General features: G+C 60.0%; 17 protein-coding genes. 5 read left to right on the top strand and 12 right to left on the bottom strand.

What is annotated here, in order from left to right:
• Positions 1–293 precede the first annotated feature (293 nt).
• On the bottom strand, positions 294–2,312 hold the full coding sequence (gene mnmC / locus BN4575_RS08910; protein WP_218060768.1) for a bifunctional tRNA (5-methylaminomethyl-2-thiouridine)(34)-methyltransferase MnmD/FAD-dependent 5-carboxymethylaminomethyl-2-thiouridine(34) oxidoreductase MnmC: 2,019 nt from the start codon (positions 2,310–2,312) through the stop codon (positions 294–296).
• 330 nt (positions 2,313–2,642) lie between these two features.
• Here mnmC and BN4575_RS08905 point away from each other — a divergent pair, with 330 nt between their 5' ends.
• The 3 genes from BN4575_RS08905 to BN4575_RS08895 are packed head-to-tail and all read left to right on the top strand — an operon-like array spanning position 2,643 to position 5,893.
• Positions 2,643–3,941 carry an anaerobic sulfatase maturase gene (locus tag BN4575_RS08905; protein ID WP_042019149.1) on the top strand — a complete coding sequence of 433 codons (1,299 nt, stop codon included), beginning with the start codon at positions 2,643–2,645 and terminating at the stop codon, positions 3,939–3,941.
• A gap of 4 nt (positions 3,942–3,945) precedes the next feature.
• Positions 3,946–5,058 (top strand): hypothetical protein, encoded by a 1,113-nt coding sequence (locus BN4575_RS08900; protein ID WP_083221020.1) that lies wholly within the window; start codon positions 3,946–3,948, stop codon positions 5,056–5,058.
• A complete protein-coding gene (locus BN4575_RS08895; protein WP_256028930.1) occupies positions 5,027–5,893 on the top strand; it encodes a formylglycine-generating enzyme family protein in 867 nt (288 codons plus the stop codon). The genes BN4575_RS08900 and BN4575_RS08895 overlap by 32 nt, the downstream gene beginning before the upstream one ends.
• A 7-nt stretch (positions 5,894–5,900) precedes the next feature.
• Here BN4575_RS08895 and BN4575_RS08890 read toward each other — a convergent pair whose 3' ends face one another.
• The 8 genes from BN4575_RS08890 to BN4575_RS08855 all read right to left on the bottom strand — a co-directional run bounded on the left by BN4575_RS08890 (position 5,901) and on the right by BN4575_RS08855 (position 15,287).
• A complete protein-coding gene (locus BN4575_RS08890) occupies positions 5,901–6,836 on the bottom strand; it encodes a LysR family transcriptional regulator (RefSeq protein WP_083221019.1) in 936 nt (311 codons plus the stop codon).
• Between the two features lie 176 nt (positions 6,837–7,012).
• Positions 7,013–8,383 carry a BatD family protein gene (locus tag BN4575_RS08885; RefSeq protein WP_068977924.1) on the bottom strand — a complete coding sequence of 457 codons (1,371 nt, stop codon included), beginning with the start codon at positions 8,381–8,383 and terminating at the stop codon, positions 7,013–7,015.
• Positions 8,364–10,097, bottom strand: coding sequence for a VWA domain-containing protein (locus BN4575_RS08880; protein ID WP_068977923.1), 1,734 nt, complete (start codon positions 10,095–10,097; stop codon positions 8,364–8,366). Before BN4575_RS08880 ends, BN4575_RS08885 begins: the two co-directional genes overlap by 20 nt.
• A complete protein-coding gene (locus BN4575_RS08875; RefSeq protein WP_068977922.1) occupies positions 10,094–11,137 on the bottom strand; it encodes a vWA domain-containing protein in 1,044 nt (347 codons plus the stop codon). The genes BN4575_RS08880 and BN4575_RS08875 overlap by 4 nt, the downstream gene beginning before the upstream one ends.
• Positions 11,130–11,651 (bottom strand): DUF4381 domain-containing protein, encoded by a 522-nt coding sequence (locus tag BN4575_RS08870; protein WP_068977921.1) that lies wholly within the window; start codon positions 11,649–11,651, stop codon positions 11,130–11,132. Before BN4575_RS08870 ends, BN4575_RS08875 begins: the two co-directional genes overlap by 8 nt.
• Positions 11,648–12,619, bottom strand: coding sequence for a DUF58 domain-containing protein (locus tag BN4575_RS08865; protein ID WP_042019159.1), 972 nt, complete (start codon positions 12,617–12,619; stop codon positions 11,648–11,650). Before BN4575_RS08865 ends, BN4575_RS08870 begins: the two co-directional genes overlap by 4 nt.
• Before the next feature lie 8 nt (positions 12,620–12,627).
• The gene (locus tag BN4575_RS08860; RefSeq protein ID WP_068977920.1) at positions 12,628–13,605 is read right to left on the bottom strand and encodes an AAA family ATPase; all 978 of its coding nucleotides are present in this window, start codon (positions 13,603–13,605) and stop codon (positions 12,628–12,630) included.
• Positions 13,606–13,748: 143 nt separating this feature from the next.
• Positions 13,749–15,287, bottom strand: a complete 1,539-nt coding sequence (locus tag BN4575_RS08855; RefSeq protein WP_256028929.1) for an arylsulfatase — start codon at positions 15,285–15,287, stop codon at positions 13,749–13,751.
• An 845-nt stretch (positions 15,288–16,132) separates the two neighbouring features.
• Here BN4575_RS08855 and BN4575_RS08845 point away from each other — a divergent pair.
• Together BN4575_RS08845 and BN4575_RS08840 are read left to right on the top strand one after the other, a co-directional pair.
• Positions 16,133–16,450 carry a heavy metal-binding domain-containing protein gene (locus tag BN4575_RS08845; RefSeq protein ID WP_068977917.1) on the top strand — a complete coding sequence of 106 codons (318 nt, stop codon included), beginning with the start codon at positions 16,133–16,135 and terminating at the stop codon, positions 16,448–16,450.
• Positions 16,451–16,758: 308 nt separating this feature from the next.
• Positions 16,759–17,361 carry a hypothetical protein gene (locus tag BN4575_RS08840; RefSeq protein ID WP_068977916.1) on the top strand — a complete coding sequence of 201 codons (603 nt, stop codon included), beginning with the start codon at positions 16,759–16,761 and terminating at the stop codon, positions 17,359–17,361.
• 96 nt (positions 17,362–17,457) lie between these two features.
• On the opposite strand, the gene cysG is transcribed toward BN4575_RS08840, so the two are convergent.
• From cysG to asrB, 3 genes are all read right to left on the bottom strand, one after another.
• Positions 17,458–18,849, bottom strand: coding sequence for a siroheme synthase CysG (gene cysG / locus BN4575_RS08835; RefSeq protein WP_068977915.1), 1,392 nt, complete (start codon positions 18,847–18,849; stop codon positions 17,458–17,460).
• 196 nt (positions 18,850–19,045) lie between these two features.
• The gene (gene asrC, locus BN4575_RS08830; protein ID WP_068977914.1) at positions 19,046–20,056 is read right to left on the bottom strand and encodes a sulfite reductase subunit C; all 1,011 of its coding nucleotides are present in this window, start codon (positions 20,054–20,056) and stop codon (positions 19,046–19,048) included.
• An 11-nt stretch (positions 20,057–20,067) separates the two neighbouring features.
• Positions 20,068–20,907, bottom strand: coding sequence for an anaerobic sulfite reductase subunit AsrB (asrB, locus tag BN4575_RS08825; RefSeq protein WP_068977913.1), 840 nt, complete (start codon positions 20,905–20,907; stop codon positions 20,068–20,070).

Raw genomic sequence — 20,907 nt, 5'->3', positions numbered from 1 at the left:
GACTGGCATTTTTTTATTGGTTTTTGCACTGTGCTGCTGTGGCCCTGGCTTCACGCAGCGGGGATAAGGTCGCTTCCTTCGCGCGAAGCAGGCCGATAATGAGCTCGGCGCATGACTCAAGCCGGTAGCATGAGTGGTGTGAAGTCAGCCGGGATCCTGTTCGATAGAGATAAAAAATCCGAAACCAATCAACAGGTTTCGGATTTTACAGATCATAAGGCGCGATAAATGGCGCCTTGACTGATTTGGCATCAGGCCATCGGGCGGCCTTGTTACTGCTTGCGGAGTCCGGTTTAGACCAAGGCTTTACCCTTGAGCAGCTTGCGCACCCAGTAACGGGCTGGGTGGAGTGCCTCCAGCAGATCGGCAGCCAGCGGCAGGGGATCGCCGCAGATCTCGCTGGCGAGCAGCTCGCCACAGAGTGGGGCCGAGCAGAGACCCCGTGAGCCGAGCGCCCCCAGCACATAGAGGCCGGGGTGAAGGGGCAGCGGTTGGGCATTGTGCTGATCCTGCTGCAGCTGCGCATAGTGATCCGCCAGGCCTTGCAATCTGGCCACTGGGCCCACTACCGGCAGGTGATCCCGACTGGCGCAGCGCACCCCTACGCGCGCCTCGTTGCCACTCACATCCACCTCGGCGGGCCACTGCTGATCAGGCAGGCAGGCTTGCAGTCGCGCCTGATTCTGAATTTGTTCGTCGGCGCGAAACTCAAGGCTGCTCTGGTTGCGGCCATAACTGGCACCGATACAGTGCTGCTTGTTGTGCATCGGCGTGAGGTAGCCATCGTAGCAGAGCACTGTCTTGAGTTGGCGCAAGCTGGCCGAGGTCGGCACATGGCTCACCTGACCCCGTACCGGATAGAGCGGCAGCTCGGCAAAGGGGAGCAGTGCGGGCAACTGGTGACCGGCGGCGACCACCAGATTGGGGCTCTGCCAGTGGCGGCCATCCTTGCTTTCTATTTGCCAGCCATCCGCCTGCTCGGTAATGGCGCTCACCCGGGTATTGTATTCAACCTGCAGCAGGCCGCTGGCTTGCGCCTCCTCGATGGCGGCGCGGGTGAGATCGGCCGGACAGAGCCAGCCTCCCTGCGGGTAGCTGACCCCTTCATGGCCACTGGGCAGGCCAGCGACCGTCTCGGTCTCAGTGGCGGTCAGTGGCTGCATCAGCGCAGGGGGGAAGGGGCCCTGACTCATCTTGGTCAGCTTGGCGCGGGATTTGTCGTCATAGCCCAGTTGCACCACACCGCACAATGCAAAAGCAATGGGATGGCGCTCGGCCAGCGCCAGCAGCCGTTGGCGAGCGTAGCCAAAGGCCAGCGAATAGAAACGCGACAGCGCATCGTGCTCACCATTGAGCAGCGGGTAGAGCGCGCCCTGGCGGTTGCCGGAGGCGCCGGTGGCCAGTTCGCCATCTGCGCACAACAGGGTCACCTTGCGGCCCCGCTCCACCAGCGACAGGGCAGTCATGGCCGAGGCGACACCCCCGCCGATGATCACTACCTCGCCCTCCCGCCCGGCAGGACGGTCATAGCAGGGGGTAATGCTCTGCTGCGGGAGCTTGTCTGCGCGCTGGCCTGCCAGCATGGACCACTTGCTGCCGAACCCCTTGATTTTTTTCGTGGCAAAACCTGCGTCAATCAGGCCACGGCGTACAAAGCCAGCGCAGGTAAATGTGGTTAGCGTGGCGTGGGGACGAGCAAGGCGTGCAAGGCCCTGAAAGAGTGTCTGGGTCCACATCTCGGGATTTCTGGCAGGGGTAAAGCCATCCAGATACCAGGCATCGACCAGCCCTTGCGGCCCATGAGGCACTCGCGGCAGCATCTCTTCGATATCTCCCAGCCACAAATCGAGCCGTACCCTGCCATGGGCAAAGTGCAGACGATGGCAGCCAGAGGTAGCGATCGGCCACTGGGCAATCAGCTGCTGACTCAAGGCGGCGAGTTCTGGCCAGGCACCATGAGCCTTGCGCAGGTCCTCGGTTGCAAGAGGGTATTTTTCAAAACTGATGAAGTGCAGGCGAGCGCCGGGGCCTGTATCGGGGGCATGGGCCAGAAAGGTTTCCATGGTCGCCAGAAAATTGAGACCGGTGCCAAAGCCGGTTTCGCCGATGACGAAACAGTCGCGATCGTGCTGTGAAAATCGCTCTGGTAGCTGGTTTTGCAATAAAAAAACGTAGCGGGTCTCACTGAGACCGTGGTTATCGGCAAAGTAGACATCCCCGAACTCGCTGGAGATAGGCGTACCTGTGTCGCTCCAGTCCAATCGGGCATGCTGTAAGGTTGTTTGACTCACGTTTTCCTCGGCTCGCGTCACACAAATCGCGGGCATTCTACGTGATTACCATCCCCCCTGCACAGAATGGCCGTCGATAACCGGTTTTAAGCGACATAGTGCCTTGCTGAGTGCCTTGCTGACCTCGCCGGAGCCCAAGCTATTTTGGCCAGTGGAGTGCTACGAGCAGGTTGAATGTTTAAACGTTGGGGCGCTGGTTTGCTGTTGCCCCTATTAGCCGGGAGGAGGGCAGTCATACCGGTGCAACCCGCGGATGCATATCTGCTGGTTATAAGGGGTATAACCAGCGCGTGACAGCATGACTCTTTATACTGCACCCCTCAAAACAGCAATTTTTCAGGCGGTGCGTTTATGGTGATTACTCCGGGTCCACAGTTCAACGGCAAGGCATCCAAGCGGATGCATGTGATGGCTAAACCGATCGGGGCCGTGTGTAACATCGACTGCACCTACTGTTACTACCTCAGCAAGCAAGAGCTGCTGGAGTACAAAAAGGGCTGCTCCCCCGAGATGGATGAGCAGACCCTTGAAACCTATATCCGCCAATATATCGAGGGGCAGAATACCCCCGAGATCATCTTCTCCTGGCAGGGTGGCGAGCCAACCCTGCTCGGGCTCGACTATTTTCGCAAGGTGGTCGAACTGCAGCGCAAATATCAGCCGCAAGGGGTGGTGATTGCCAACGATCTGCAGACCAATGGCATTTTGCTCAATGACGAGTGGTGTGAATTTCTAGCAGCCAACAACTTCCTCATCGGTCTGAGCATCGATGGGCCCGAGCTGCTGCACAACACTTACCGGGTCAACCGTGCCGGGCGTGGTACCTTCCGCCAGGTGATGGCGGCGGTGGCGCTGCTGCACAAATACAAGGTGAAGTTTGCCACTCTGACCTGCGTCAACAACCTCACCAGCAAGAATGCGCTGGAGGTCTATCGCTTCCTGCGTGACGAGGTGAAGTCGCCCCAGATGCAGTTCATCCCCATTGTCGAACAAAAGAGTTTTCGCACCACGGCGCCCCAGACCTGGCAGCCGCAGGAGCAACTCAAGCAGGGGGACAAGCGCCTCAACCCCTGGCACAAAAACTCGGTGGTCGAACCCTGGTGTGTCTCTGCCGAAGGGTGGGGGGATTTTCTCATCACCATTTTCAACGAGTGGGCAGAGCGGGATCTGGGCCGGGTGTTTGTGCAGTATTTCGAAGCCAGTGTCGAGACCTGGATGGGACGCAAGAACCCGCTCTGCACCCTGGGGGAGATCTGCGGCAAGGGGCTGGCGATGGAGCCTAACGGCGATGTGTTCGCCTGTGACCACTATGTCTATCCCAAGTACCAGATCGGCAATATCCACCATCAGCCGCTGAACGAACTGGCCTATTCACCGGCTCAGCAAGCATTCGGTTTTGCCAAGTCACGTACCTTGACCCGTCAGTGTCAGCAGTGTGACTACCAGTTTGCCTGCTATGGCGAGTGCCCGAAGAATCGCTTTATCCGCACCCATGAGGGAGAAACCGGTTTGAACTACCTCTGCGCCGGCTGGCACAAGTTTTTCAGCCACATCGATCAGTCGATGGCCTTCATCCTGCGCCGGGCCGGTTATCCGGTGGCCCACGGTAAATTCCGTGATGCGGTGATAAACAGTGTGCAGGGGAAATAAAACAATGAGCATGTTGAGCAACATAGCTGGTCGGCAGCGACTTGCTGGTAGCGTTCGCACCTTGTGGCTGACCCTGGGGTTGGTCTCTTCCTGCGCCGCACTGGCGGTATCGACGAGCGGACCGGCAACCCCGGAGCCGCAGAGTGCGGCAGTCACTGCGCCGGCTGCCGTCAGTGCGCCGTCAGCGACCCAGATCCAGCAGTGGGCTTACAGCGCCCAGGATCTGTCCCAACCCGAGACAGTGCGGGCCGATGCCCTGCGCCAGCTGGCGGCTTATCCGAACCAGAACAGTCTGGTGGCGGTGGCCAGAAGCCTGCGTGACGAGAGTGCGCTGGTGCGCGAGGCGGCGGTGATTGCGGCAGATCCCTATCAGTTTACCCACCGCTGGCGGCTGCTCTCGCCGTTGCTGGCAGACAGCAGTGCCGAGGTGCGTCGTGCGGCCACCCTCAATCTGGCGCGCGATTATGGCGCCATGGATGAGGGACAACTGAGCGCCATTCGTCAGCCGCTGGCGGAAGTGAGCGGTTATCTGGCCCGGCAGCAAGATCCGGCGCTGCAGCAGTTGCACGCTGACCTGTTGCGCTGGACCCGACAGTGGGCCAAGGCACAGGCAGGTTACGAGCAGCTGCTTGCCACCCAGCCGAATAATCCCCAGCTCTGGCTCGGCCTTGCCGACAACCTGCGGGCCCAGCAGCAGGATGCGAACGCGCTGGCCCTGCTCGATAAAGGGATCAACGCGGTGCCGGAAAATGCCAGCCTGTATTATGCCAAAGCGCTGACCCAAGTCCGGCTTGGCGATAAAACAGCGGCTGCGGCGACCATGGAGCAGGCGGCAGAGCTGGCCAGCAATAACAGTTACTTCTGGTATCTCAACGGGGTGCTGCAAGAGCCGCTGGATCTCGATAAAGCCATCGGTTCGTTCGAGCTGGCCTATCGAATTTCCGGCGCACCGGAGCAGCTCTATGCGGTGTGCGATATCTATCTGCGCCACGCTCACCCCAAAAGCGACGCTTGTATGACTGAGCTTGGCAAGATAGCGCCCCCCGAGGTGCTGGCTGAACTCAATGGCAAGCGGGTGAGCAAGGTTGGCGCATCCCCTGTTTCTGCTGGCCAATAACGGCGGCACTCCTTTTTACTGCACAGGTCAGATGATGAAAAATAGCGCATTCAAATTCGCACTCCCGCTGCTGGCCACCACAGTGCTGGTGGCAGGCTGCACTTTCTGGGTAACCCGGGCCAATAAACCTATCCATCCGTTGCAACAAAAAATTGAAGCGGACATGGTGCTGGTGGAGGGGGGGCGCTTCGAGATGGGCTCTGAGGAGCCCGCCGCCAAATCGAGCGAGGGGCCGGTTCATACGGTATCGGTCAACAGTTTCTACATGGCGAAGTTCGAGATGACACAGGCGTTGTTCGAAGCCGTAATGGGGCCCTCGATCAGCTATTTCCAGGCACCCAGTGTGCCGGTAAACAACTTGAGCTGGCAGCAGGCCAACCTGTTTGTGGCAAAGCTCAACGAGCTGACCGGTGGTCATTACCGGCTGCCGACCGAAGCGGAGTGGGAGTATGCCGCCAAGGGGGGCAAACTTAGCCAGGGTTATCGCTATAGCGGGTCCAATGATATTGATGAGGTTGCCTGGTACAGCGACAATGCCAAGAATCGCGCTTATCCGGTGGGGCAGAAAAAGCCCAATGAGCTGGGGCTCTATGACATGACCGGCAATGTGGGGGAGTTTGTGTCCGATGCCTATGAAGAGACCTTCTACCGTCACAGCCCGCAAGATAACCCGAACAATGCCCAGCAGAGCAAGATCCACCTGGCCCACAAATCAGTGCGGGGCGGCAGTTACTCCTACGAGGCGGAACTGTCGGAAAACTACCGGCGTGATTTTGCCAGCCAGTCGGTGATGATGGCAGATATGGGATTGCGTCTGGTGCGTGATGCCCGCTAAGGCGGAGTCATTGCGCCGCTTGGGCGGTGATCAGCCCCAGCTCGTTGATCACCTCAAACAGCTGCTGGCGTAACCAGCGGTGCCCCGCTTCGGCACTTCTGCTCGGGTGCCAGATGGCCGAGAGGCTGAACACTGACTCCGCAAAGGGGAAGGGCAGCGCTCGCACATCATACATATTGCTAAAGGTATCTATGGTGGAGTGGGGTAATACCCCGATGATCTCGCTGCGCGCGATGATCGGCAGCATCTCCATGGCGGTGGGTACCCGCACCACGATATTGCGATTGGCCATTTGTGGCAGGTGTTCGGCGGTGATCATGCTGCCTCTGACCTGCCACTGGGCCAGCGCCACATGCTCCTCGGAAAAATACTCCTCTACAGCCAGGGTCGTGCCCAGTCGCGGGTGCCCGCTGGCACATACCACCTTGACTTGCTCGGCATAGAGCACCTCGCTCTTGAGCATGCTGCGCCCGTTCGGCGTCATGTCGATGATGAGATCATAACGCTGCATGCGCAGATCGCTTTCCATGTCTTCGGTAAACAGTGGGTGCACTTCCAGCGCAATACCCGGTGCCTGCGCTTTGATCTTGCAGAGTAAGGCCGGGATCAGGTTGGCACTGACCAGGGTGATGCAGGCGATGGAGAAGACCCGTTGTGAGGTCTTTGGATTAAAGGTGCGCGAGGTTGACAGGGTCGAGCTGAAGTTCTTCAGGGCAGCGGCCATCGCCGGGTAGATGTCGATGGCAAACGAGGTGGGTTCCATCCCCGCCACCTTGCGGTGAAACAGGGGATCATCGTAGATCTCCCGCAGTCGCTTGAGGGCTTTGCTAACGGCAGGTTGGCTGATCTCCATGCGTGTTGCCGCGCGGGAGAGGCTGCGCTCTTCATAGATGGCGACAAAGATCGGGATGAGATTCAGCTCGGTACTTCTGATGTCAAGCAAAGGGGGCCTCGTTACATGTTCGTGAAGTAGATCACGCGGCCGCCATGATTGCTTGGTAGCAAGGGAAAGAAATGCTGCCGCGCCAGTGCATTGGCGCGGCAGCAGGCCGGTGTCCAGTCTCGGCAGTGTAATGAAGTGCGTCTGCAGGTACAACCATCCAGGGGCCGGGTGGTGGCTTATCTCTCCTTGTCGCTGGCTGGGAGGCCGGTAGTAGCCGATTTGTCCACCCTGGTTGTCAGCCCCGGCAAGGCGGGTCGCCAGCCAACGGTGCGACACAGCCGGGCAATGCCATCACCGGTCGGCAATGACAACCGCTTCGCCAGTGCCCATCCCATCTTGAAGGCTTGCGGGCGGTCGCCCTCTGCTTGCTGAAAGGCCGCCTGTTGCCGCTGCCACGCCGGATCACCGCTGACACTGGCCAGCTCCAGCGCTCCGCGTCGGGCCCGTAGATAGCGATAGGCCAATACCCGCACCGTTCCCCACTGTTTGCGCCAGATGGCGGTGCCGTATTGCCAGCTGAGCGGGCGTGGGTGGTGGCGGTAGTAACGGGCGATGGCCAAGCGTGTCAGTGCCAGCAAAGCCAAGCCGCTTGCCACCCCGACCAGCCAGGGCCAATAGGCCGCCAGCCAGGAGGCGGGAGTGTGGTGTACCCGCAAGGTTTGCCCGGGGAGGGTCAGGGTTTCCAGTTGGCCGAGCTGGCTGTTCCACCATCTCAGCTCCAGTGGGGGCAGGGTCAACTCCCCCCCTTGCTGCACTATGTAGGTGGTCTGATCTTCCCGTGCTGAGAGATACTCCCCCCGCTCCTGGGTGTCGCTCAGGCGAGGCTGCGCCGGATAGGCCTGCAGGCCAGTGTTCTCGAGCGTCGGGATCAGCGCCGGGATCAGTACCGAGAGGGTATCTTGCCCGCTGGCGGTGACGGTGCGGGTGATGGCATCCCCCACCCGCAGTTCGCCCGCGTCACTACCCTTGTCATCCTCGGCCCTGTTGTCGCCGGAGCTGCGCCATGTCTGGTTCAGAGTGAGCTTGCTGGCGCTTAACCAGCGCCCCCCGACCGTCAAGGCAGGGTCGGGCAGGGCGGCCGCAAAACGCTGGGGCCGGGTGGTGAGGGTGATCTGCCGGGAGCCCCCTTCGGGGCGCGCAACCGTAGCGCGTACCGCAATCGCGGGGATCTCGAACTGGCCCGATTGCTGGGGATAGAGGCTCAACTCCCAGCGCTGGTGCGACCAGGTCTCCCCGTCTTGGCGCTGGGTGAAGTTGGTGGCCATCTCACTGCGCTGCTTGACCATCACCCCCGGCAGTTCGAACTGGCTGATGCGGGTACCGGCGGTAAACCAGCGGTTGGTGGCCAGTTCCAGATAGAGGGTGATCTGCTGGTTGACTGCATAAGGGCCATGTTCCGCTGGCTGATCTTTCAGCCAGCTTTTCAGGGTGATCTGGGTCGCAGGTTGCGCCTCTGCCCCCAGGGTAACCGGGGCCAGCAGCAGGGTGCTCAGCACTGTGGTCGTGGCGAGCAGCCAGCGGCAAATGTTATTGCGCCTGTTGCACATGGGCAGGCTCCTCGGTGGTGGCTGCGGGATGAGGGCGTGAGAGCGCCTGAGTCTGCCGCGTGTGTAACTGCAGGCGGAATTTGGCTTGCAGAAAATCAGCGGGGTCGGATTCGACCCGGCGCAGCCATTTTTCGGCCTGGGCAGGATTGGCCAGGATCTGGTCCGCGGTCAGGGTCTCGCGCTCCATCAGGGCGGCGGCGACTTTCTCCTCTGCCCCTTCGGCGGTGCGTGGTTCATTTTCGGGCAACTCACGGGAGTGGTCAGGCCCGTCCAGTGTCCCGGTCTGGCTCTGGCTGGCGCGGTTGATCTCATCGACGATCCCCCTCATCACCTGATAGTTGTGGGCGGCTGATTGACGCACCGTGGGGTCATTGGCTTCGTCAGCCAGTTGCTGGAACAGCCGGCGGGCCGCCAGATACTCCCGTTGTCTGGCAAGGGCATTGCCCGCATAGAGCAACGCTTGTTCGGTATCGGCTTGTAAAAAGGCCGACTGGGCCAGCGCAAATTCGGCGCCATAGTAGTAGGCCACCCCCTTGTAGAGGGGATCTTCATAGCGTTTGGCCGCATCGAGATAGTCGCCGCGCTGGAAGTACCACTGCCCTTGCTGATCCGGGGTGAGCCAGAGATCGAGCCACTGCTGTTTCAGCTCCTCTACCCAGTGATTGGTCGCAGGCTCGGTGGGCTCTGCGGGGGCCAGCGAAAAGGTGGTGGCGTGCGCCGGTGCCGCTTGTAGCAAGGAAAAGCTGACTGCCGCCACCAGACCCCACTGCACCAGCCACCCTTTGCGAAACCACAGCAGCAACAGGGCCACAACCGGAAACAGCAAGTTGTAGCCGATGTCATGCCAGGGCATCAGGGAGTCACTGTGGATCAAGAAGTGGCGAGCAATCGCCCGGTTGATGCTCGCTACATCGTCATTATCCACCGTCATGGTAAGCAGGGTGGCGTTGCTGTCGCTCGCCAGTCGCCGCAGTGAGGCCAGCTCCAGCGGGCGTTTGCCACTGAGGGCCGGATCGCCGGCAGCCAGGATCAGCAGTTGATGGGATTGCGCCTTGAAATAGTCAGCCAGTGGGGCAATAGCCGACGGGCTGATGCCGTCACTGACCAGCAAGACGGTGCTGCCAGCTTCATTGGCCAGCTGTTCGCTGAGCAGCGGGATTACCTGCTCGGTGTGCTTGCCCGCTTTGGGCATGATCGCGGGGCTGATGGCAGCGAGAAACGGGGTGAACACCGTATTGTCGCGGGTCAGCGGCATGGCGGTATGGGCCGAGCCGGCAAACACCACCAGACTGGTGCGTCCGCCACTGCGGGTGGCCAGCAGATCACCGATCTTCTGTTTGGCGCGGGTCAGCCGGTTGGGGGCGATATCCTCTTCCAGCATGGAATCACTGTTATCGAGCAGGATCAGCAGTGCGCCCTGATCTTCACCAAAGGGGGAGGGCTCGCGGCTCCAGGTCGGGCCGGCGCAGATCAGGATGGCAAGCCCCATGATCAGTGCCAGCGCCTTGAGGGGCAGGTTCTTTTTCCAGCCCTCTTCCCCCAGGGTCAATGCCTTGCGCAGATGAGATGGCAGTCGCTGTTGCCAGTTTTTCGCGTCGTCCATGCGCCAGCGCAGCAGGATGATGGCAGCAAGGGGGATAAAGGCAAGCAGCCACCAGGGGCGCAGAAAGTGGGCATTTAACCAGATCTGTTGCCAGAACAGGGTATCAATCATGGGGTGTCTCCTTGGCGAGCAGGGCGCAGGCGGTAGCGCCTGAGGGTCAACAGGGAAAAGAGACCGAGATAGAGGCCGACGCTGGCGGCAATCAGGTAGTGGTGCAGGCTTTCGCGGGTCTGAAAATGGGTGCTCTCGTAACGTTGCGGTTCCAGGGTATCGATCACCTGATAGGCCTGCGCCAGCGCGGCCTGGTCGAGGGCTTGAAACAGCTGGCCGCCGGTCAGGGTTGTCAGTTGCTGCAGGGTATCGAGATCGAGCGCCTGTTCGCCAACGGTCGCCGGATCCCCCATGGCGATGGTGTGCAGCCGCACCCCGTTGACCGCAGCTACCCGGGCCGCATCGCGGGGGCTGACGAAACTGCCGGTGTCGTTGCCATCGGTGAGAATGATGGCGACTTTCTCCCGTTTGCTGGCCGTCTGGACATTCGGCTCAGTGCGATCACTTTGGTTGAACACCTTGATAGCCAGCCCGATGGCATCCCCCAGATGGGTGCTCTGGCCCGCCATGGCCACATCGGTCTCTTGCAGCAGGGTCTGCCAGGTGTCGAGATCGGCGGTAAACGGTGCCTGAATAAAGGCGGCATCACCAAACAGAATGAGCCCCAGCCGATCACCTTGGCGCTTGGCGGCAAATTGGGTCAGTACCCCTTTGGCCGCCTCCAGCCGATTGATAGGCTTGCCGGGATCGGGGGAGAAGTCGGTTTCGGCCATGGAGCCGGAGAGATCCAGCACTATCATCACATCCCGCCCGAACCGCTCCCGTACCTGAGGCGGTCCATAGATGGTCGGTTTGGCCAGCGCCACTACCGCCATCAGCCAGACCAGCAGCAGCGCGATCCGTTGCCACCAGCTGGCGGTGAGCTGGGTTGCCCCCTCTTGCGGCGGTTCGTCCAGCAGGGAGACCAGCAGATCGAAGAAGGGCACCTTGATGGCACTTTGCCGGGTGCGATAGGCCGGAATGAGGCGAAACACCAGCAAGGGCAGGGGCAGCAGCCAGAAGCAGTGGGGGTGGGCAAACTCGAGACCGGCATCAAGCATGACGAGCTTCCACCGTCAGCGCAGTGCTGGGGCATGGCGCTTGATGATGTTGCAGCCAGTCGCTGCACAGGGAGACCAGACAGAGCTGATCGCCGACACTCAGCACCACCTGATCACACACCAGCGAGACCAGCCAGCGCTCACCCAGTTCGGTGGCGAAGCGGGTTTGGCGATCAGGCATGGCGCTGTCGAGGGTCTGCAGCAGGGGGGTGCCGAACAGCTTGGCGTAGCCGGGTGAGAGATGGGTCAACACCTCTTTGATGATGTGAAACAGTGTCAGGCTGGTGCCCGCATGGGACCAGTTGAGGGTGTGCAGGGCGGCCAGCGCCTCACGGCGGTAGCGCTGTTGCCACCACAGTTGCACCCTGTGATAGATCCAGAGCAATGCCAGTGACCCGAGGATCATGGCCAGCAGTACCCAGCCAGCGGTTTGTGGTTGCCAACTGATGGCTGGCAGGACAGTCACATCCTGCAGTTCACGCAGCATATAGGTGCCGGGCAACTTGTGGATCATCGATGATTTCCTCCCAATGCGGTGGTGAGATGGGCGAGGTGGTGGCCACGGGTGTCGAGGGTGATAAGGGGCAATCCTTTGATGGCCATCAGCCGCAGCAACTGATCTTTTTTGAGCTGCTGTTGGCACGCCAGACCCTGATCCAGCAGGGGCAGTTGATGAGGGGCGATATTGAGCTGGTATTGACCATTGCCGACCACCCAGCTGGCGTCAGAGGCGGTGCCAGACAGGGTTGATTCAAGGGGATCGGCGATGTGCAGGGCCAGCACGTCGTTATGCTGCTGCAAATAGCCGAGGCGGGTCAGATCGGCCTCGGTGACGCCCGCCCAGTCGCTCAAAAAGATCAAGGTGGCATTTTTGAGCTTGAGGCGGCCCAGCATGGCCAGCAACGGCGCCAATCCGGTCGCCTCGTGGTCGTGGCTGCTGACCGAGAGGGCGTGGTTGGCCGCACAGAGCTGGCGCAAGCGGGCCAGCCAGTGGCCGCGAGAGCGCTGTGCTCGCATCCACTCCACGCCGTCACTGCGCATGATGGCAAGCCCGACCCGATCGTTCTCTTTAAGCACCTGCCAGCCGAGCAGCGCCGCCACTTCAGCGGCCACCACTGACTTCATCACCTCGACCGAGGAGAAGAACATGCTGCTGCGCTGATCAACGCAGAGGATCACATGGCGATCTTTCTCTTCGCTGTAGCTACGGACATGGGGTCGGCCGGTGCGCAGGGTCACCTTCCAGTCCAGGGTCCGGATATCGTCCCCTTGCTGGTAGTGACGCAGCTCCTCGAAGTTGAGACCACGGCCACGAAAACGGGATTGATGGCGACCGCACAACACGCTGCCGCTGTTGCGCCGAGGCAGCAGGGAAAACTGCCCGACCAGACTCTGTAGCCGGACCAGTCGCAAGTAGTCACAGTGGATCCGTGGATCTGGCTGGGGGGGCGTTGCGCCATGGGGCAAGGTACGGTGATCCATAGGATGGCTTACCCGATGACAACGTGATCGAGCAGCGCCATCACCACCTGCTGGTGATCCACCCCGTCTGCCAGTGCGTCGTAACTGAGGGTAAAGCGGTGACCCAGCACGCTGGGCACCATGGCCCGCACATCATCCGGCAGCACATGGTTGCGGCCCTGCAGCCAGGCGTAGGCGCGGGCACATTTATCGAGCGAGATAGAGGCGCGGGGGCTGGCACCGACCGCAATCCACTGGGGCAGCCCTGTGTCCGGGTAACGGTCGGGATGGCGGGTTGCCATCACCAAGCCGATGATGTAGTGCTCCACCAGCGGTGATACCGTCATGGCCGAGAGCTCTGCTCTTGCCTGCAAAATCAGCTCAGGGGAGAGCGGGGCGAAATGGTCGCCTTGCTGGCGGTTGCCACTCTCTTCGGCGCGCACCAGCCGAATGATGGCCAGCTCGGCCTCATCATCGGGGTAGGCGACCGAGACCTTGAGGGCAAAACGGTCCATCTGGGCTTCCGGCAGCGGGTAGGTGCCCTCCTGCTCGACGGGGTTCTGGGTGGCCAGCACCATAAAGAGTTCGGGCAGGCGATGGCTCTTGTCACCGACGGTGACAGTGCCTTCGGCCATCGCTTCCAGCAGGGCTGCTTGCACCTTGGCCGGGGCGCGGTTCACCTCATCAGCCAGTACAATGCTGTTAAAGATGGGGCCGGGCTGGAAGCGCAGCTGGTGGGCACCTTCATGCTCCTGATACATCTCGGTGCCGGTCACATCGGAGGGGAGCAGATCGGGAGTGAACTGAATGCGGCCGAAGCTGGCATTGAGCGCCTGGGCCAGCGCCTTGACCGAGCGGGTCTTGGCGGTACCGGGCAAGCCTTCAAGGAGCACATGACTATTGGTCAGCAGACCAATCACCAGGGCGCGGATCACATGGGACTGGCCGACCACGCTTTGACCAACCTGTTCGATGAGTTGAGAGATCTGTTGTTGCAAGGGGTTCATAGGGATTTCCAGTGCAGATAACGAGGCGATGAGAGATGTTTGACAGACGAGTCAACGGGTTTTCAATTTTCACAGGGTTCGGGACGAGCCATGTGGAAATTGAAAACGCCCACCAGAGAGTGATGGGCGTTGGAGTCACCGTCTTACTTGATGGTGGCGACTTTCTGCTTCAGTGCTTCCAGCTCGGCGAGCTTGCCCTGCAGCATCAGGCTCTGGGAGCTGATGTTGGCTGGGTTCATCTGGAAACTCTGCTGCATCGGGTAACCTGGCAGGGTATCGAAGAACCCTTTCAGGATGCCTTGTACCGGTACGAACAGCCACATGTTGTCAGCCATCCAGCGCATGTACAGACCTGACTCGTGCGGTGCTTTCTCGAACGGGTCGGCGCGCAGGTTGATGATTTGCGGCCAGTTCGGGATCACGCGGGTGGCATCGGTGATGTTGCCCTGCATGGTCGCGAAGTTCAGCTTGAAATCATTCCAGCGCACAGCGTTCAGCTCGCCGTTGGCAGAGAAGTAGAGCATGGAGTTACGGGGTGCAGTGTCAGTCTTGCCTGACAGGTACGGCATGAAGTTGTAGCCATCCAGGTGTACACGCCACTCTTTGCCGTTAGCCTTGTAGCCTTTGGCCAGCTGCTCTTTCACATCCGGTACACCGGCGGCGGCCAGCAGAGTCGGCATCCAGTCCTGGTGCGCCATCATGGCGTTGACCTTGGTGCCCGGCTTGATCACGCCCGGCCAGCGAACCAGCTGAGGTACGCGAGTACCGCCTTCCCAGGTGGTGCCCTTCTCGCCGTAGAACGGAGTGGTACCGCCATCCGGCCAGCTGCCGGTCTCGGCGCCGTTGTCGGTGGTATAGATAACGATAGTGTTGTTGGCGACACCCAGCTCGTCCAGCTTGTTGAGCAGGATACCTACGTGGTCATCGTGCTCCAGCATGCCATCGGCATAGATGCTGATACCGGATTTGCCCTGATACTTCTCTTGCAGGCGAGTCCAGACGTGCATACGGGTGGCGTTGTGCCAGATGAAGAAAGGCTTCTTGGCCTTGACCGCTTTCTCCATAAAGGCCAGTGAGGATTCGAGGAACTCCTCGTCAGCGTGCTCCATGCGCTTGCGGGTCATGGGGCCGGTATCTTCAATCTTGCCGTCAGCAGAAGACTTGATTACGCCGCGCGGGCCGAACTTCTTCTTGAACTCCGGATCTTTCGGGTAGTAGTAAGTTTCCGGCTCTTCTTCCGCGTTCAGGTGGTAGAGGTTACCGAAGAACTCGTCAAAGCCGTGCTTGGTCGGCAGATGCTGGTCACGGTCACCCAGGTGGTTCTTGCCGAACTGACCTGTCATGTAACCCTGCTCTTTGAGCAGATCACCAATGGTGGGAGTCCATTCTGGAATACCGTGGGTAGAGCCAGGCATGCCGATGGTCAGCAGGCCGGTACGGAAAGGCTCTTCACCGGTGATAAAGGCGGCACGACCGGCGGTACAGGACTGCTGACCGTAGTGATCGGTAAAGATCGCGCCTTCATTGGCGATACGTTCCAGGTTAGGGGTCTGGTAGCCCATCATGCCCTGGTTGTAGGCGCTGATGTTCCAGTAGCCGATGTCATCACCCATGATGGCAAGAATGTTGGGTTTGGCGGCTGCGGTGGCACTACCAGCAGTGGCCATTAATGCAAGGCTCATTGCTATTTTGTTTAAATGAATGGCCATTATTGGCTCCCACTCCTAATTTGATGTGATTTAGTACACAAAAATGCTGTATGAAAGCAGATAAATAATGTGCTGTTACCGTTATTCCGAATCAGCGCAGACACCGAAGCAGACACCGAAATAGCAATCTACTGTGCATATATTGTTACGGCGGTGGGCTATCCCATCGGGAAATTAAACACAATAAGCTTTCAACCGTTTTACTCTATGCAGTTCGGGGTAAGTTGTCGCCTTATAGCGAATATAACTGGTGGTTATCCGAGGGCGGCGGGGAGCCGGTAAAATCGTGGCTGGTAGGGCAAGATGGTGGCCTGGACACCGTCGGTACCCTGGTCATGGCACCGTGGTTATGGCGCACTGTCGGCGGATATTCATCCATCGCTGTGCATTATCAAACCTGAAAACAAGTGGCCTGTTTTCTTATAAACAGACAACCATTAAATATCTTGTGTTTGATAATTAAGTGAAGCTTCATGGTTGATGTGATGCAGTGCAAAAAATATTATTCCGCCTGCCTGAAAAAGGCATCCATCATAGCGATGCCTGCTTTTATCAGCGGGTGTTTCAGGTCGGGAAATACATTATCTGATAAGGAAAATGGTGAGCCATCTGCGATGGCTTTCTGGCCCGTCACGAAACCCTTGAGTAGGTGGCATGAGCCGATGGAACTTGACCATGACCATGACCATGACCATGACCAGCGGCCATATGGTCAGGGTCTCGTGGTCGCCAATGTTTGTCGGTGGCCATGGTTGGCGGGTTGGGATTTGCCAACCGTTGCGGTAGTCTGAAAGCTCTGTTACTCACAGGAGTTCAAGATGATCCTCTCGACCACCCCCACGCTGGAAGGCAAAACCATTCGTGAATACCGCGGCATAGTGGTAGGCGAAGCCATTCTCGGCGCCAATATCTTCAAGGATCTCTTTGCCGGGATCCGCGACATCATCGGTGGCCGCTCCGGCGCCTACGAAAAAGAGCTGGCTCGTGCCCGCGAGATCGCCTTTGACGAGTTGAAAGAGCGTGCCGCCGTCCTCGGTGCCACTGCGGTGGTCGGCATCGATATCGACTACGAGGTGGTGGGGCAAAACGGCAGTATGCTGATGGTCAGCATCAGCGGCACAGCCGTGGTGGTCTGATATCCTGCCGCCAGCTGTGCAGGCCAAAGCCGATAACCGGGTTATCGGCTTTTTTGATGCCCCATTGCGGGCAAAGAGGAGTGGCCTAGGCGTTGAAAAAAATGCCATCAGTGACGGTAACATCATGATTTTAAGCATTTATATTTTTTCATAACTTGCTGGCGCGGGTTTTATTTTTTTTAACTGGGTCCCCCTGAACCGCTGGACTAGATTAGGTGCCATCAGGACGACACCTCTCACGGATGAACCCCACGTTGCTTGAACCACTATTTTTTGGCTTGCACCACAATTTTTGAAGGCGTATCAAGATGCACAAAAAATCTGCTCTGTTGACTGTTATCACGCTGGCCATCGCCGCTTATGCCGGTAGTGCCGCCGCGGCCGTTCCCAACTTTACCGCCAGCTGCCCGATGAATATTCAGGTCAAGGCGCAAGGGGGCAATGTCTTTATCAATGGTAAAAAGGCCACCCTGAAAACCGATGCGCCAACCGCCTATAGCGCCCAGAGCGGCAAGATCATGATCGGCATTACCTCTGCATCGGCCAACAGCGAACCCAGCGTTGATTACGCCATCAAGCATGACAAGCGGGCCAACGGCATCTGTACGGTCAGCGCTTGGTCGGCGGGCAAGGAGGCTGCGCTGCCGATGGCCAAGGGGGACTCTCCCTATCAGGGCAAGTGGACCGCCAAAAATAGCGAGAGCGGTGCCACGGTGGCCAATATTCAGATCGATGGCAAGGAGCAGGTGTGGGTTAACGGAGTCAAGGTGAAGGCCAAGCGGGCAGATGGCGCGCTGCAGTTTCGTCAGGGCACCATCCTCTACACCTTGCAGGGGGATCCGCGCACTCGCGATGAGAGCGACTGGAATGACAGCGATGTTCAGAATACCGGCCCCATCACGCTCGAGTAACAGACGTGCCGTGCCACGGCTTGGTCATTGATGCAAAAAACAGAGAGCGGCATGGCCGCTCTCTGTTTTGTTGTCTCGGTTGATCGCCGTGCGGGGTTAGATGCCGTGGATGGCGTTGGCTTCCCCATACCAGTCCAGCTTGTCGGCCAGAGTGACCACCGAGCCGATGATGATGAGACTCGGGCTCTTCACCTGACGGGCCAGTTCGGCCAACTGCTGCAGCTCGCCGCGCACCACCCGCTGACTGAGCTGGGTGCCTTGCTCCACCAGTGCCACCGGGGTGTGGCAGGGCATGCCGTGGGTTTGCAGCTCATCCTGAATGCAGGCGGCGTGGGCCAACCCCATGTAGAACACCAGAGTCTGGTGAGGGGCGGCCAGCGCCGACCACTCCTGAGCGATATTGCCCTCCTTGTCGTGGCCGGTGATGAACTGCACCCGCTGGGCATGATCGCGGTGGGTGAGGGGAATGCCGCTGTAGGCGGCGCAGCCTGACGCCGCCGTGATGCCCGGTACCACCGAGAAGGGGATACCCGCCTCGGCCAGGGTCTCCAGCTCCTCACCGCCCCGACCAAAGATAAAGGGATCGCCCCCCTTGAGCCGCACCACCTGCTTGCCGAGGCGGGCCTGCTCCAGCAACAGCTGGTTGATCGCCTGCTGGGGCGCGCAGTGGCGGCCCGCCTCCTTGCCAACAAAGATCCGCTCGGCATCCCGGCGAACAAGTGCCAGCACCTCCTGCGACACCAGCCGGTCATAGACCACCACATCCGCCTGCTGCAGCTGCTGCAGACCGCTCAGGGTAAGCAGGCCCGCATCGCCGGGGCCGGCGCCCACCAGGGTCACGCTTCCCTTGCTCTGTGGTTGCTCATCGAGCAGCTCGGCGACGCTCTGTTCGGCAGCTTGCTGCTGGCCACGGGCCAGTTGGCGGGCGAGGTGCTCGTGGCTAAAGAGCCGCTCCCAGAAGCGACGGCGGGCCAGCTTGTCAGGAATGGCCTTGACCCGCTCGCGCAGCTTGCCCGCCAGCGCCGCGAGCTGGCCGAGGTGTTGCGGCAGCATGGCTTCGAATTTTTCCCGCAGATGGCGGCTCAGTACCGGCGCCGCGCCTGCGCTGGAGATGGCCACCATCAGCGGCGAGCGGTCAATGATGGCGGGCATGATGGCGCTGCAGTAGGCCGGAGAGTCCACCACATTGCAGAAGATCTGGCGTAGGTTCGCCTCGTGAAATACCTGATGATTGACCTCTGGCTGGTTGGTGGCGGCGATCACCAGCCACTTGCCATCGAGCAGTTCGGGATGAAAATTGGCGGCGCAGACGGTCAGGCGACCCTGCTCGGCCCAGCTCATCAGCTGGGGTTCAAGGTGCGGGGCATTGATGGTGATCTTCGCCTTGGCATCGAGCAGCAGGCGCGCCTTGCGCACCGCCACCTCACCGCCACCGACGATAAGCACCGGCTTGTGTTGCAGCTGACAGAAGAGAGGGAGAAAGTCCATAACAGGCTCCGGATACTGGCCCGCTCGCAATGCCGCGCCGGGCGAGATGACGGGGCGCGCCGTGACGCACCCCGGATGGTTGGGGGAAAGCTCCCCCAACGGGAATAAAAAAGGGGAAGGGTGATCTACGCCCGGGCCAACGACAGATCCCCACCGGTGTCGGCCACTTGATCACGCTTCCCCAAACGAGGTTTTTCTATTGCACCGCTTTGACGTGCATGTTGGCGACGTACTGGTCTTCGGCCCAGAAGATGCGGTCAGCGACCATGGCTTCCGGGTTGAGGGTGACGCCGCGCAGCACCCGCTCCTTGAACTTGTGATAACCGGCCCTGTCGATAAGGTGACCCATGTGCAGGTAGATGGGTTTGCCATCCAGCATCTCGGCCTCGAACTCGAACAGGTTCTTGATCACCGCATGCAGTACCTCTTCGGTCACCCAGTTGAGAAACAGCTTGCCAGTACGGGGGGTCTTCTTGCTGGTGCGTCCCCCCAGCTTGACCATATAGAGCTGCTTGGGATCCCGCTGCCAGGCCAGGGTCGGGCAGGCGAGCACGCACTCGCCACAGCCGATGCACTTGCTCTCCTCCTTGACCGCCTTGCCATGCTTGATGGCGAGGCAATCCACCGCGTGGTGGCTGCACGCCTTGACGCAGGCGCCGCAGCCGATGCAGCGCTCGGCATTGAAGTGGATTTTGGCTATGCCGAGGATGCCGAAGTCGGCCATGTTGGCCTTGGCGCAGTCGTTGGGGCAGCCGGCGATCACCATCTTGAGGTGATAGGGGTTGGGGTAGAGGTGCTTCTCCATCCGCTGGGCCAGCCCGGTGCAGTCGATATTGCCCTTCTGGCAGATGGTGTTGCCCTGACAGGCGACGATGTTGCGCCCGCCGATGCTCTGGTAACCGGCTGTGGTGTCCGCCACCTCGATGCCGCAGGTCTCCACCTCGATCTCCTTGATAAAGGGTTCGAGGGCGGCGCTGACCTTGTCCATGTCCTGATACTTGATGCCGGGCATCGCCAGCTTCTGGCGGGTGGTGAGGTGGATCAAGCCGTTGCCGTACTGTTCGGCGATCTGCTGGGCCACTGCCAGCAGGTGGGCGGGTATGATCCCGCCGGGAATGCGTACGCTGATCATCGCTTCGCCGCGCACCTTGGAGAGGCGGTATTCGTTTTTGGCGCGGGCCTTGATGATGTCGATATCGAGACTCATGGTGTTCTCCCTCAGTCGATCAGATGCTGGGCCTGGTCAAAACGAAAGACCGGGCCATCCACGCAGATATAGGTGTCGCCCATCCGGCAGTGGCCACACTTGCCCACGGCGCAGGCCATGCGGCGTTCATAGTCGACCCAGATGCGATCCTTGGGGATGCCCCGTTCGAGGAAGGCGAGCACCACGAAGCGGATCATGATGGGGGGGCCGACCACGATCACCTGGATATCCTCCTTGTCACAGAGATCCAGCTGGTCGATGTAGTCGGTGACCCGACCGATGCGAAACTGCTCGCTCTCCTTGCCCTCGTCCAGGGTGACGATGAGGTTCTGCTGCTCGGCCCAGAGCGGCATCTCGTGGCGATAGAGCACCGCCTGCTCGTTCTTGAAGCCGAGGATCATGTCGAGGGTTTTCACCTCTTCCGGATGTTTGCTGAAGCGGCGCAGCAGCCCCTTGACCGGGGCGACGCCGGTGCCGCCCGCCACCACGATGAGGTGCTGGTTGCGGTAGGTCTCCAGCGGATAGCCGTTGCCGTGGACGCCGCGCATCCACACCTTGTCGCCCACATCGAGGGCAAACAGCGCATCGGTTACCTTGCCGACTTTGCGGATCAACAGATCCACATAACCATCGCCATAGTCGGAGACCGAGATGGGCGCTTCGCCCACGGTGGGCAGGGAGATCTCCACAAACTGGCCGTAGTGGACATCAAAGTCTCGGGAGACCCGAAAGTTCCACTCCAGCTCGGTGTGACGCTCGATGGCCAGAATGGTGTAGGCCTTGGGCAGCAGGCGGTTTTCGACCACGTCCTGCTGCGGTTTTGCTGTTGCGGTTTGCTGGCACTGGCACAT

This window comes from Aeromonas sp. EERV15 (assembly GCF_900079845.1).
GTDB classification, from domain to species: domain Bacteria; phylum Pseudomonadota; class Gammaproteobacteria; order Enterobacterales; family Aeromonadaceae; genus Aeromonas; species Aeromonas sobria.
This window is presented reverse-complemented; position numbering and strand designations above follow the sequence as displayed.

Coding starts and splice junctions, on each gene's coding strand:
- BN4575_RS08905 (WP_042019149.1), top strand. CDS start 2,643: ATGGTGATTACTCCGGGTCCACAGTTCAACGGCAAGGCATCCAAGCGG.
- BN4575_RS08900 (WP_083221020.1), top strand. CDS start 3,946: ATGAGCATGTTGAGCAACATAGCTGGTCGGCAGCGACTTGCTGGTAGC.
- BN4575_RS08885 (WP_068977924.1), bottom strand. CDS start 8,383: ATGTGCAACAGGCGCAATAACATTTGCCGCTGGCTGCTCGCCACGACC.
- BN4575_RS08880 (WP_068977923.1), bottom strand. CDS start 10,097: ATGATTGATACCCTGTTCTGGCAACAGATCTGGTTAAATGCCCACTTT.
- BN4575_RS08875 (WP_068977922.1), bottom strand. CDS start 11,137: ATGCTTGATGCCGGTCTCGAGTTTGCCCACCCCCACTGCTTCTGGCTG.
- BN4575_RS08870 (WP_068977921.1), bottom strand. CDS start 11,651: ATGATCCACAAGTTGCCCGGCACCTATATGCTGCGTGAACTGCAGGAT.
- BN4575_RS08865 (WP_042019159.1), bottom strand. CDS start 12,619: ATGGATCACCGTACCTTGCCCCATGGCGCAACGCCCCCCCAGCCAGAT.
- BN4575_RS08860 (WP_068977920.1), bottom strand. CDS start 13,605: ATGAACCCCTTGCAACAACAGATCTCTCAACTCATCGAACAGGTTGGT.
- BN4575_RS08855 (WP_256028929.1), bottom strand. CDS start 15,287: ATGAGCCTTGCATTAATGGCCACTGCTGGTAGTGCCACCGCAGCCGCC.
- BN4575_RS08845 (WP_068977917.1), top strand. CDS start 16,133: ATGATCCTCTCGACCACCCCCACGCTGGAAGGCAAAACCATTCGTGAA.
- BN4575_RS08840 (WP_068977916.1), top strand. CDS start 16,759: ATGCACAAAAAATCTGCTCTGTTGACTGTTATCACGCTGGCCATCGCC.
- cysG (WP_068977915.1), bottom strand. CDS start 18,849: ATGGACTTTCTCCCTCTCTTCTGTCAGCTGCAACACAAGCCGGTGCTT.
- asrC (WP_068977914.1), bottom strand. CDS start 20,056: ATGAGTCTCGATATCGACATCATCAAGGCCCGCGCCAAAAACGAATAC.
- asrB (WP_068977913.1), bottom strand. CDS start 20,907: ATGTGCCAGTGCCAGCAAACCGCAACAGCAAAACCGCAGCAGGACGTG.